Origin of the sequence: Pseudomonas sp. R-28-1W-6, assembly GCF_009799925.1 — a bacterium.
Taxonomy (GTDB): Bacteria; Pseudomonadota; Gammaproteobacteria; order Pseudomonadales; family Pseudomonadaceae; genus Aquipseudomonas.
In genome coordinates, this window is record NZ_WELK01000003.1 from 80,117 (window position 1) to 92,312 (window position 12,196).

Annotated in this window: 9 protein-coding genes; all 9 read left to right on the top strand. The window is 66.6% G+C overall.

The genetic code is table 11. The annotated features are described in order from the left end of the window. Positions 1-3: 3 nt before the first annotated feature. The 9 genes from accC to F3I62_RS08080 all read left to right on the top strand — a co-directional run bounded on the left by accC (position 4) and on the right by F3I62_RS08080 (position 12,075). The gene (gene accC / locus F3I62_RS08040) at positions 4-1,359 is read left to right on the top strand and encodes an acetyl-CoA carboxylase biotin carboxylase subunit (protein ID WP_160489125.1); all 1,356 of its coding nucleotides are present in this window, start codon (positions 4-6) and stop codon (positions 1,357-1,359) included. Between the two features lie 144 nt (positions 1,360-1,503). Next, positions 1,504-2,382 carry a 50S ribosomal protein L11 methyltransferase gene (gene prmA / locus F3I62_RS08045; RefSeq protein WP_160489126.1) on the top strand — a complete coding sequence of 293 codons (879 nt, stop codon included), beginning with the start codon at positions 1,504-1,506 and terminating at the stop codon, positions 2,380-2,382. A 65-nt stretch (positions 2,383-2,447) separates the two neighbouring features. Continuing rightward, positions 2,448-3,752: a DUF3426 domain-containing protein gene (locus tag F3I62_RS08050; protein ID WP_160489127.1), complete on the top strand. Its 1,305-nt coding sequence runs from the start codon at positions 2,448-2,450 to the stop codon at positions 3,750-3,752. Between the two features lie 214 nt (positions 3,753-3,966). Beyond that, on the top strand, positions 3,967-4,965 hold the full coding sequence (gene dusB / locus F3I62_RS08055; RefSeq protein WP_160489128.1) for a tRNA dihydrouridine synthase DusB: 999 nt from the start codon (positions 3,967-3,969) through the stop codon (positions 4,963-4,965). Further along, positions 4,962-5,297, top strand: coding sequence for a DNA-binding transcriptional regulator Fis (gene fis, locus F3I62_RS08060; protein ID WP_160081974.1), 336 nt, complete (start codon positions 4,962-4,964; stop codon positions 5,295-5,297). The genes dusB and fis overlap by 4 nt, the downstream gene beginning before the upstream one ends. Positions 5,298-5,375: 78 nt before the next feature. Beyond that, positions 5,376-6,983 (top strand): bifunctional phosphoribosylaminoimidazolecarboxamide formyltransferase/IMP cyclohydrolase, encoded by a 1,608-nt coding sequence (gene purH / locus F3I62_RS08065; protein ID WP_160489129.1) that lies wholly within the window; start codon positions 5,376-5,378, stop codon positions 6,981-6,983. Positions 6,984-7,208: 225 nt separating this feature from the next. Next, complete coding sequence (gene purD, locus F3I62_RS08070) at positions 7,209-8,501, top strand: phosphoribosylamine--glycine ligase (RefSeq protein ID WP_160489130.1); 1,293 nt, start codon at positions 7,209-7,211, stop codon at positions 8,499-8,501. 105 nt (positions 8,502-8,606) lie between these two features. Beyond that, positions 8,607-11,405 (top strand): hybrid sensor histidine kinase/response regulator, encoded by a 2,799-nt coding sequence (locus tag F3I62_RS08075; RefSeq protein WP_160489131.1) that lies wholly within the window; start codon positions 8,607-8,609, stop codon positions 11,403-11,405. 73 nt (positions 11,406-11,478) lie between these two features. Beyond that, positions 11,479-12,075, top strand: coding sequence for a MarC family protein (locus F3I62_RS08080; RefSeq protein ID WP_160489132.1), 597 nt, complete (start codon positions 11,479-11,481; stop codon positions 12,073-12,075). The last annotated feature ends 121 nt before the right edge of the window (positions 12,076-12,196 follow it).

The following is a 12,196-nucleotide window of genomic DNA, read 5'->3' on the forward strand; positions in this document are numbered from 1 at the left end:
GCGATGCAGAAGCTGGAAAAAGTCCTGATCGCCAACCGTGGCGAAATCGCTCTGCGCATCCTGCGCGCCTGCAAGGAACTGGGCATCAAGACCGTGGCCGTGCACTCCACCGCCGACCGCGAACTGATGCACCTGGGCCTGGCCGACGAGTCCGTGTGCATCGGCCCGGCACCGGGCGCACTGTCCTACCTGAACATCCCGGCGATCATCAGCGCCGCCGAAGTCACCGGCGCCACGGCGATCCACCCGGGCTACGGCTTCCTGGCGGAAAACGCCGACTTCGCCGAGCAGGTGGAAAACTCCGGCTTCGCCTTCATCGGCCCGAAAGCCGACACCATCCGCCTGATGGGCGACAAGGTCTCGGCCAAGAACGCCATGATCAAGTCCGGCGTACCGGTGGTGCCCGGCTCCGACGGCCCGCTGCCGGAAGACGAAGCGACCGCCCTGGCGATTGCCCGTGAAGTCGGCTACCCGGTGATCATCAAGGCCGCCGGCGGCGGCGGTGGTCGCGGCATGCGCGTGGTGCACAACGAGGAAGACCTGATCAAGTCGGCCAAGCTGACCCGCACCGAAGCCGGTGCCGCGTTCGGCAACCCGATGGTCTACCTGGAGAAGTTCCTCGGCAATCCGCGTCACGTGGAAGTCCAGGTACTCTCCGACGGCCAGGGCAACGCCATCCACCTGGGCGACCGCGACTGCTCGCTGCAGCGCCGCCACCAGAAGGTCCTGGAAGAAGCGCCAGCCCCGGGCATCGACGAGAAGGCCCGCGCCGAAGTGCTCAAGCGCTGCGTCGATGCCTGCATCGAGATCGGCTACCGCGGCGCCGGCACCTTCGAGTTCCTCTACGAAGACGGCCGCTTCTACTTCATCGAGATGAACACCCGCGTGCAGGTCGAGCATCCGGTTACCGAGATGGTCACCGGCATCGACATCGTCAAGGAGATGCTCAGCATCGCCGCCGGCAACAAGCTGTCGATCAAGCAGAGCGACGTGGTCATCCGCGGTCATGCCCTGGAGTGCCGGATCAACGCCGAAGACCCGGACAACTTCATGCCCTGCCCCGGCAAGGTCAAGCATTACCACGCCCCGGGCGGCAACGGCATCCGTGTCGATTCACACCTGTACAGTGGCTATGCGGTACCGCCGAACTACGACTCGCTGATCGGCAAGCTGATCGCCTACGGCAAGGATCGCGACGAGGCCATGGCGCGCATGCGCAATGCCCTGGACGAGATCGTGGTCGACGGGATCAAGACCAACATCCCGCTGCACCGCGACCTGGTGGTCGACAAGGGCTTCAACAAGGGCGGCGTGAACATCCACTACCTGGAAAAGAAACTGGGTATGGACAAGCACTAAGCTCCATTGCTGCACTCGACAAGGGCTGCCCACGGGCGGCCCTTGTCGTTTCCGCCCGGCGCCTGCGCTGGCAGGCGCCCCACCCGTTCAAGTAAGCTGCGCGGCCAATCGCGCCAACCCGCCGTATCGCTCTCGAGGTTTCCCATGCCCTGGTTACAAGTCCGTCTCGCCATCACCCCGGATCAGGCGGAAACCTATGAAGACGCCCTGCTCGGCGTCGGCGCCGTCTCGGTGACCTTCATGGACGCCGAAGACCAGCCGATCTTCGAGCCGGACCTGGGTACCACCCCGCTGTGGTCGCACACCCACCTGCTGGCCCTGTTCGAGGCCGACACCGACCCGGCCAACCTGGTCGCCCACCTGGAACTGCTGACCGGCGCCGCCCTGCCCGAACACCAGATCGAGCACATCGCCGACCAGGACTGGGAACGCAGCTGGATGGACAACTTCCAGCCGATGAGTTTCGGCCAGCGCCTGTGGATCGTGCCGAGCTGGCATGCCGCGCCGGAGCCGGAGGCGGTCAACCTGCTGCTCGACCCGGGCCTGGCCTTCGGCACCGGCACCCACCCGACCACCGCCCTGTGCCTGGAATGGCTGGACGGCCAGGACCTGCAGGGCTGCACCGTGCTGGACTTCGGTTGCGGCTCGGGCATCCTGGCCATTGCCGCCCTGCTCCTCGGCGCGCCCCAGGCGGTCGGCACCGATATCGACCCGCAGGCCCTGGAGGCCTCGCGTGACAATGCCTCGCGCAACGGCATCGAACCGACCCGCTTCCCCGTCTACCTGCCGGCCGACCTGCCGCAGCAGCAGGCCGACGTGGTGGTGGCCAACATCCTCGCCGGGCCGCTGGTCGCCCTGGCGCCGCAGATCACCAGCCTGGTCAAGAGCGGCGGGCGCCTGGCGCTGTCCGGCATCCTCGCCGAACAGGCTGAGGAAGTGCGCGCCGCCTACGCAGACGCCTTCAGCCTCGACCCGACCGCGGTCAAGGACGGCTGGGTCCGCATCAGCGGGGTCAGGCACTGAGCCGTGCCTGTGCTTTCAGGCATTGGCTTGGGTAAACTAGCGCCACGTTTTGCACGGACCGCCGCATGACCGACAGTTTCGTCACCCAGTGCCCCCACTGCCGTACCAGTTTCCGCATCAGCCGCGCCCAGTTGGGGGCGGCCCATGGGGCGGTGCGCTGTGGCGCCTGCATGCATGTGTTCAATGCCGCCCAGCAGCTGCTGGTCGACCAGACACGCGCCAAACCAGTGGCCGAGCCCACCCCGCCGGCAGCGGCCCGTCCCGCCGCACCAGCCCCGGCAACCGCTCCCGCAGCGCCGCCCAAGACCACTCCGGCTCCGGCTCCGGCTCCGGCTCCGGCTCCGGCTGCCAGCCTGGACAAACCCGCCGCGCCACCCAAGCAGTCCGTCGACACCCTATGGATCCATGACGATCTCGACCTCGACAACCTCGACCTGGACGAGGAGCTGGCCAAGCTGGAAGAGCAGGAAATGCAGCTGTCCCAGGCCTTCGTCGCGCTCAAGCCGGCCAGCGATGACGGCGCCGACCTGCTCAAGGCCCGCGAAGAACCGCGCGACCCGCTGAATGAAGACTGGGCCGAGTCCCTGCTGCACGAAGACAAGCCCGCCACCCCGGGCATGACGCCGCCGCGCGCCAGCGCCCCGGCCGCCGAGACGCCCGACTCGGTCGCGCCTAGCGCGCCGCTCGAGCGCCAGGAGCCCAGCCTGCTCGCCGAACGCGACGAAACTGAGCTCGCCGAACCCACCGCCAAACTGCTGAACGATAGCGACCATGCCCCCGCCGCCGGGCGCAGCAAGCCCGAGCGCAACGAGCCGGCGCTGCGCGACGACAGCCTGCTGAGCCTGGAAGAAGAGCCGCTGCAGCTGGACTGGCAGGAAGCCAAGAAGCCCTGGGGCCGCTGGATCGGCTGGGGCCTGCTGAACCTGCTGGCCGCCGGCGCCCTGACCAGTCAGTACGTGGCCTACCACTTCGAGGAACTGGCCCGCCAGGACCAGTACCGCCCCTGGTTCGAGCAGCTGTGCCCGGAAATCGGCTGCGTGCTGCCGTCCAAGGTCGATATCGAGCAGATCAAGAGCAGCAACCTAGTGGTGCGCAGCCACCCGGAGTTCCGCGATTCGCTGGTGGTCGACGCGATCATCTATAACCGCGCGCCCTTCGCCCAGCCGTTCCCGCTGCTGGAACTGCGCTTCGCCGACCTTAATGGCCAATTGCTGGCCAGCCGTCGCTTCAAGCCGGGCGAATACCTCGGCGGCGAACTGGCCGGCCAGGCGGAAATGCCGCCGCAGACACCGATCCACGTGTCCCTGGAAATCCTCGATCCGGGCGCCAAGGCAGTCAACTACAGCCTCAGCTTCCACTCCCCGGAATAAGCCTGCAAGTGCCGGATTTCCGGCACTTGCACGGGTAGACATAGCCTTCGGCGATAACCCGACAGCTGCTCATAATTTGTTCAAAACAGCCTTTATCCGGTCACCGAGAGCGGGTATCATGCCCTCCCTTTTTCGCACTCCCATGAAGCCGTTTTTTGAGATCAGGCGGGCCTCGCCATTCCCGGAACAGCCTCAAAACAACAGGGATGATCCCATGTCGGTGGTACGCATCGGCCCATACACACTGCCCAATCAGCTGATCCTCGCCCCCATGGCGGGCGTCACCGATCAGCCGTTCCGGCAGCTGTGCCGGCGCCTCGGTGCCGGGCTGGTGGTGTCGGAGATGGTCACCAGCGACGTGCGCCTGTGGAACAGCCGCAAGTCCAGCCTGCGCATGATCCACAACGGTGATCCCGAGCCGCGCTCGGTACAGATCGCCGGTGGCGACCCCGAGATGCTGGCCGAAGCCGCCCGCCGCAATGTCGAGCTGGGCGCGCAGATCATCGACATCAACATGGGCTGCCCGGCCAAGAAGGTCTGCAACAAGGCCGCCGGCTCGGCCCTGCTGAAGGACGAGGAACTGGTCGCCGCCATTCTCGACGCAGTGGTCAAGGCAGTCGACGTGCCGGTCACCCTGAAGATCCGCACCGGCTGGGACCGAGCAAACAAGAACGGCATCAGCGTGGCGAAAATCGCCGAACAGGCCGGCATCAGCGCGCTGGCCGTGCACGGCCGGACCCGCGCCGACCTGTACACCGGCCAGGCCGAATACGACACCATCGCCGCGATCAAGCAGGCAGTCCGCATTCCGGTGTTCGCCAATGGCGACATCGACTCGCCACACAAGGCCCGCAGCGTGCTCGCCGCCACCGGCGCCGATGGCCTGCTGATCGGCCGCGCCGCCCAGGGCCGGCCGTGGATCTTCCGCGAAATCGCCCACTACCTGGCAACCGGCCAGGAACTGGCCGCCCCGCCCCTGCACGAGATCGAACGGATCCTGCTGGAGCACCTGAGCGCCCTGCACGCCTTCTACGGCGAGGTGATGGGCGTGCGCATCGCCCGCAAGCACGTCGGCTGGTACCTGGCCACCCTGCCCGGGGCCCGGGAATTTCGCACCGATTTCAATCGTCTGGACAGTACGGACGCGCAGTACACCCACGTTCGGCAGTTCTTTGCCGCACGTCATAACAAGGACAATGAGGTGGCCGCATGACGAGGATGACCGAGCCTTTTTTTGATCAATCAGTTTTTGATGGGGCAGTACCCGTGAGCGACAACGCCAACCTGAAGCAGCACCTGAGCACACCCAGCGAGCAGGGCCACACCCTGCGCGGCAGTGTGGAAAAGGCGCTGCACAACTACTTTGCTCACCTCGAAGGCGCCGACGTCACCGACGTGTACAACCTGGTCCTCACCGAGGTCGAGGCGCCGCTGCTGGAAACCGTGATGAACTACGTCAAGGGCAACCAGACCAAGGCCTCCGAACTGCTCGGTCTGAACCGCGGCACCCTGCGCAAGAAGCTCAAGCAGTACGACCTGCTCTGACCCAATCCCGCATAAAGGGCGATCTCGACTGAGGTCGCCCTTTATGTTTTTGATCTTTACCGCCTGATGGACAGTGACATGACCGACCAGACCACCCGCCTCCCCGTTCGCCGCGCCCTGATCAGCGTTTCCGACAAGACCGGCATCCTCGAGTTCGCCCGTGAGCTCGTTGCCCTCGGCGTGGAAATCCTCTCCACCGGCGGCACCTACAAGCTGCTCAAGGACAACGGCGTGGCGGCCGTGGAAGTCGCCGACTACACCGGCTTCCCGGAGATGATGGACGGTCGCGTGAAGACCCTGCACCCGAAGATCCACGGCGGCATCCTCGGCCGTCGCGCCCTCGACGGCGCAGTGATGGAGCAGCACGGCATCAAGCCGATCGACCTGGTCGCGGTCAACCTCTACCCCTTCGCGGCCACCGTGGCCAAGCCGGGCTGTGACCTGGCCGACGCCATCGAGAACATCGACATCGGCGGCCCGACCATGGTCCGCAGCGCCGCGAAGAACCACAAGGACGTGGCCATCGTGGTCAATGCCGGCGACTACGCCGGCATCGTCGAGTCGCTGAAGGCCGGCGGCCTGAGCTACGCCCAGCGCTTCGACCTGGCGCTGAAGGCCTTCGAGCACACCGCCGCCTACGACGGCATGATCGCCAACTACCTGGGCACCATCGACCAGAGCCGCGACACCCTGTCCACCGAAGAGCGCGGCGCCTTCCCGCGCACCTTCAACAGCCAGTTCATCAAGGCCCAGGAAATGCGCTACGGCGAGAACCCGCACCAGAGCGCGGCGTTCTATGTCGAGGCCCAGCGCGGCGAAGCCAGCGTCTCCACCGCCGTGCAGCTGCAGGGCAAGGAGCTGTCGTTCAACAACGTGGCCGACACCGACGCCGCGCTGGAGTGCGTGAAGAGCTTCGTCAAGCCGGCCTGCGTCATCGTCAAGCACGCCAACCCGTGCGGCGTGGCCGTGGCCACCGACGAGGAAGGCGGCATCCGCAAGGCCTACGACCTGGCCTACGCCACCGACACCGAGTCGGCCTTCGGCGGCATCATCGCCTTCAACCGCGAGCTGGACGGCGAGACCGCCCAGGCCATCGTCGAGCGCCAGTTCGTCGAAGTGATCATCGCCCCGAAAGTCTCCCAAGCCGCCCGCGACGTGGTTGCCGCCAAGGCCAACGTGCGCCTGCTGGAATGCGGCGAGTGGCCGGCCGAACGTGCCGCCGGCTGGGACTTCAAGCGGGTCAACGGTGGCCTGCTGGTGCAGAGCCGCGACATCGGCATGATCAAGGCGGAAGACCTGAAAGTCGTGACCAAGCGCGCGCCGACCGAGCAGGAAATCCACGACCTGGTGTTCGCCTGGAAAGTGGCCAAGTTCGTCAAGTCCAATGCCATCGTCTACGCCAAGGGCCGCCAGACCATCGGTGTCGGCGCCGGCCAGATGAGCCGCGTCAACTCCGCGCGCATCGCCGCGATCAAGGCCGAACATGCCGGCCTGCAGGTCGCCGGTTCGGTGATGGCCTCCGACGCCTTCTTCCCGTTCCGCGACGGCCTGGACAACGCGGCGGCCAACGGCATCACCGCGGTGATCCAGCCGGGCGGTTCGATGCGCGATGCGGAAGTCATCGCCGCCGCCGACGAGGCCAATATCGCCATGGTGTTCACCGGTATGCGCCACTTCCGCCACTAACCGTGGCACGGCCGCGCTGAAGCGCCCGTCTGCGTTGTTGGAGGCCGATTCGCCGATGCTCATTGCCAGGCGGCAACTGCGCTCGTCGAACCGACCTCCGCCTAGCAGCCAGACGCTCCATCACGGCCCGATGGTTTGCTAGAAGCGTCGTAGCCCGGATGAAATCCGGGAACACCCCACTCAAAAGCCCCGGATTGCATCCGGGCTACGGTCAGGAGATACCCCATGAACGTATTGATCATCGGCAGCGGCGGTCGTGAACACGCCCTGGCCTGGAAAGTGGCGCAGGATCCGCGCGTCGAGAAGGTCTTCGTCGCCCCCGGCAACGCCGGCACCGCCACCGAGGCCAAGTGCGAGAACGTGGCCATCGACGTGCTGGCCATCGAGCAGCTGGCCGACTTCGCCGAGAAGAACGTGCAGCTGACCATCGTCGGCCCGGAAGCGCCGCTGGTGAAGGGTGTGGTCGACCTGTTCCGCACCCGCAAGCTGGACATCTTCGGCCCTACCGCCGCCGCCGCCCAGCTGGAAGGCTCCAAGGCCTTCACCAAGGACTTCCTGGCCCGTCACCAGATTCCGACCGCCGACTACCAGAACTTCACCGAAGTCGAGCCGGCGCTGGCCTACCTCCGTGAGAAAGGCGCACCGATCGTGGTCAAGGCCGATGGCCTGGCTGCCGGCAAGGGCGTGATCGTCGCCATGACTCTGACCGAGGCCGAAGACGCCGTGCGCGACATGCTGTCGGGCAACGCCTTCGGCGACGCCGGCGCGCGCGTGGTGATCGAGGAATTCCTCGATGGCGAAGAAGCCAGCTTCATCGTCATGGTCGACGGCGAGAACGTGCTGCCGATGGCCACCAGCCAGGACCACAAGCGCGTCGGCGATGCCGATACCGGCCCGAACACCGGCGGCATGGGCGCCTACTCGCCGGCCCCGGTGGTCACCGACGCCGTGCACCAGCGGGTGATGGACGAAGTGATCTACCCGACCGTGCGCGGCATGGCCAGCGAAGGCAACGTCTACACCGGCTTCCTCTACGCCGGGCTGATGATCGACAAGGCCGGTGCGCCCAAGGTCATCGAGTTCAACTGCCGCTTCGGCGACCCGGAAACCCAGCCGATCATGTGCCGCCTGGAGTCGTCCCTGGTGCTGCTGGTCGAAGCCGCGCTGGCCAAGGCGCTGGACAAGGTCGAGGCGACCTGGGACCCGCGTCCGACCGTGGGCGTGGTGCTGGCTGCCGGCGGCTACCCGGCCGACTATGCCAAGGGCGACGTGATCGAAGGCCTAGGCGAGGCCGCGCAACTGGACGGCAAGGTGTTCCACGCCGGCACCGCGCTGAACGCAGAAGGCCAGGTGGTCACCGCCGGCGGCCGCGTACTGTGCGCCACCGCCATCGGCCGCACGGTTGCCGAAGCCCAGCAGCAGGCCTATCGCCTGGCCGAGAAAATCCGCTGGAACGGCTGCTTCTACCGCCACGACATCGGCTACCGCGCCATCGCCCGCGAGCAAGGCAAGGGCTGAGGGTAAAGTTGCGGTAAAAGCCCATAAAAGGCAGCCCTGGTGGCTGCCTTTTGCCTATAAGCCACGGCTATAATCCGGTGATTGACCATTGAAGGGACCTCGCCCGTGCGACGGCTCAGGATCGCCACCGGACTCATCGTCAGCCTGTTGCTGACCCTGTTCTGCCTGCCCCCGGCACTGGCGGAAGGTGAAGCCGCCACGCGCCCGGCCGCACAGGAAAGCTGGTCCATCCTGCTCGATAAAACGGCCGAACTCGGCTTCGAGCAGATCCGGGATCAGTCCGCCCGCTTCCAGCCGCTGGACCGCCGCGCCATCACCTTCCCGGCCTCCCGCCATGCCATCTGGCTGCACATCAAGACCCCGGCCTACCAGACTCCGCACTGGCTGTGGCTGTTCGCCCCGCGCGTGCAGCACCTGGACTACTACCTGCTGCGCGATGGCCAGCTGGAACAGCAGCTGCAGACCGGTGAAGCCCTGTCGCAGAACAGCCGCCCGCTGCCGTCGCGCGCCTACCTGTTCAGCCAGCCCAACGACGGCCAGCCGCGCGAAGCCTATATCCGCATGACCTCCAACCACGCCCTGATGATGTGGTTCAAGGCGATCAACGAGGCCGAGCTGGTCACCCAGGAAAAACCCGCCTACCTGTTCGGCGCCCTGCTCGGCGGCCTGCTCCTGCTGGCCCTGTTCAACCTGCTGCGCATGGCCTATTCGCCGACCGCCAGCAACCTGTGGCTGGCCGGCATGCACATCGCCCTGGCCCTGTGCGCCACCTGCAACATCGGCCTGCTGGCGGTGTGGCTGCCGGAGCAGAGCTACAACCAGTCGCTGATCGCCGACCTCTCGGCCCTGGCCGCCGGGCTCTGTGCCCTGGGCTTCACCCTGCGCTTCTTCCACGCCACCCCGGCCGAACACAGCCCGCTGCGCCACGTGCTGCACGCCGAGTTTCTGGTGATCGGCCTGGCCGCGGCGATGATCGCCTTCACCGGCCTGTTCTGGCACAGCTGGCTGGTCTATGGCCTGGTGATCATGGTCGCCCTGAGCGTGCCGGTGGTCGCCTTCATCCACTGGCGCGCGGGCTACCAGCCGGCCCGCCTGATCGTCGCCGGCCTGCTGATCTTCAACCTCGGTTTCGCCGTGCTGATTCCGGTGCTGTTCGGTTTCGACCAGCTCAATCCGGGCTGGCTGGTGCTCAGCCTGTTCAGTGTGGCCATGCTCTGCGGGCTGATCCTCAGCATCGCCCTGACCGAGCGACAGCGACAGATCCAGAGCGACACCCTGTTCCAACGCACCAGCGAAGCGGCCAGCAGCGCCGAGCTGAAAGCCAAAGCCGAATTCCTCGCCAAGATCAGCCACGAAATCCGCACCCCGATGAACGGCGTGCTGGGCATGACCGAACTGCTGCTCGGCACGCCGCTGTCGGCCAAGCAGCGCGACTACGTGCAGACCATCCACAGCTCCGGCAACGAGCTGCTGACCCTGATCAACGAGATTCTCGACATCTCCAAGCTGGAGTCCGGGCAGATCGAGCTGGACGACGTGCAGTTCGACCTCAACGCGCTGATCGACGACTGCCTGGACATCTTCCGCGCCAAGGCCGAGCAGCAGAAGGTCGAGCTGATCAGCTTCGTCCAGCCGCAGGCGCCGCGGGTCATCAGCGGCGACCCGACCCGCCTGCGCCAGGCCCTGCTCAGCCTGCTGGACAACGCTTTCCGCCAGACCACCGAAGGCGAGATCCTGCTGGTGGTGGCCCTGGACAGCGAAAGCAAGCTGCCGCGCCTGCGCATCGCCGTGCAGGACAGCGGCCGCGCCCTGGAAGCCGACGAGCGCGACGCCCTGCTCAACACCCAGCTGCACAGCACCGACTTCCTCAGCGCCACCAAGCTCGGCGGCCGCCTCGGCCTGATCATCGCCCGCCAGCTGGTGCGCCTGATGGGCGGCGAGTTCGGCATCCAGAGTGGCGACAACCAGGGCAGCACCCTGTGGCTGACCCTGCCGCTGGACGCCGAACGCCTGGAACAACCCACCGCCGACCTCGACGGCCCGCTGCAGGGCGCGCGTCTGCTGGTGGTCGACGACAACGAGACCTGCCGCAAGGTGCTGGTGCAGCAATGCGCCGCCTGGGGCCTGCAGGTCAGTAGCGTGGCCTCCGGCAAGGAGGCCCTGGCCCTGCTGCGGACCAAGGCGCATATGCGCGAGTTCTTCGATGCGGTGCTGCTCGACCAGGAAATGCCCGGCATGACCGGCATGCAGCTGGCTGCCAAGATCAAGGAAGACCCCAACCTCAACCACGACATCCTGCTGATCATGCTCACCGGCATCAGCCATGCGCCGAGCAAGATCATCGCGCGCAACGCCGGGATCAAGCGCATTCTGGCCAAGCCGGTGGCCGGCTACACCCTCAAGACCACCCTCGCCGACGAGCTGGCCCAGCGCCAGAGCGGCTTCAGCGTGCCCCTGCCGCATGCCGGCGAAGGCCCGGCGCTGAAGGTTCCGGAAGATTTCCGCATCCTCGTCGCCGAGGACAACAGCATCTCCACCAAGGTCATCCGCGGCATGTTGAGCAAGCTCAACCTGCAGCCGGACACCGCCAGCAACGGCGAGGAAGCCCTGCGCGCCATGCAGGCGCGGCAGTATGACCTGGTGCTGATGGACTGCGAAATGCCGGTGCTCGACGGCTTCTCCGCCACCGAGCAGCTGCGCGCCTGGGAGACCCGCGAAAAGCGCGAGCGCACCCCGGTGGTGGCGCTGACCGCGCACATCCTCACCGAGCACAAGGAGCGCGCACGCCTGGTCGGCATGGACGGGCACATGGCCAAGCCGGTGGAGATGTCGCAACTGCGCGAGCTGATCGCCCACTGGGTGGCCGAGCGCGAACGCCGCCAGCATGCCGCCCTGCCCGGCTGAACCCGCCCCGTCCATGCCGCGCCGCGGCGCGGCCGCTATGCTTGCCCCAACCGCTTTCTGACGAGTCCGACCCATGCTGCCCGAGCTGTTCAGCCTGTACCTGAAGATGCTGGTCCTCTACAGCCCGTTCTTCGTGTTGTCCTGTTTCATCGGCCTGACCCCGGGCTACACCAACCGCGAGCGCAAGAAGCTGGCCTGGAAGGTGGCACTCGGTACCCTGATCGCCAGCGTGCTGCTGTACCTGTTCGGCCAGAGCATCTTCGACGTGTTCGGCATCACCGCCGACGCCTTCCGCATCGGCGCCGGCTCCGTGCTGTTCATCTCCGCCCTGGGCATGGCCCAGGGCAAGTCGGCGGTGCAGACCGACAACATCCACCAGGACGTCACCATCGTGCCGCTGACCATCCCGCTCACGGTCGGCCCCGGCACCATCGGCGCCCTGCTGGTGATGGGCGTCAGCCAGCCACACTGGGACGACAAGCTGCTGGCCGTGGCCAGCATCGCCCTGGCCAGCCTCACCGTCGGCTTCGTGCTGTTCCTCTCCCACGGCTTCGAGCGGGTCCTCGGCGAGAAGGGCCTGCAGATCCTCAGCCGCCTGATGGGCCTGTTCGTCTGCGCCCTGGCGGCGCAGATCATCTTCACCGGCGTACGCGGTTACCTGCTGCCCTGAATCGCGTGTCCAGCGGTAAAGCGCCGAGTCGCCCCTCACCGCCAGCGTGCCTCGGCGCTGGGCAGATAGGCGCCCCGGCCGGCCCATTCGCCAGCCGTCGCGCCGGCTCCCTGCCTCAAAG

Excerpts from the sequence above, each read along its gene's own strand:
- accC (WP_160489125.1), top strand. The coding sequence starts at position 4 with ATGCAGAAGCTGGAAAAAGTCCTGATCGCCAACCGTGGCGAAATCGCT.
- purD (WP_160489130.1), top strand. The coding sequence starts at position 7,209 with ATGAACGTATTGATCATCGGCAGCGGCGGTCGTGAACACGCCCTGGCC.
- dusB (WP_160489128.1), top strand. The coding sequence starts at position 3,967 with ATGTCGGTGGTACGCATCGGCCCATACACACTGCCCAATCAGCTGATC.
- F3I62_RS08080 (WP_160489132.1), top strand. The coding sequence starts at position 11,479 with ATGCTGCCCGAGCTGTTCAGCCTGTACCTGAAGATGCTGGTCCTCTAC.
- fis (WP_160081974.1), top strand. The coding sequence starts at position 4,962 with ATGACGAGGATGACCGAGCCTTTTTTTGATCAATCAGTTTTTGATGGG.
- purH (WP_160489129.1), top strand. The coding sequence starts at position 5,376 with ATGACCGACCAGACCACCCGCCTCCCCGTTCGCCGCGCCCTGATCAGC.
- F3I62_RS08050 (WP_160489127.1), top strand. The coding sequence starts at position 2,448 with ATGACCGACAGTTTCGTCACCCAGTGCCCCCACTGCCGTACCAGTTTC.
- prmA (WP_160489126.1), top strand. The coding sequence starts at position 1,504 with ATGCCCTGGTTACAAGTCCGTCTCGCCATCACCCCGGATCAGGCGGAA.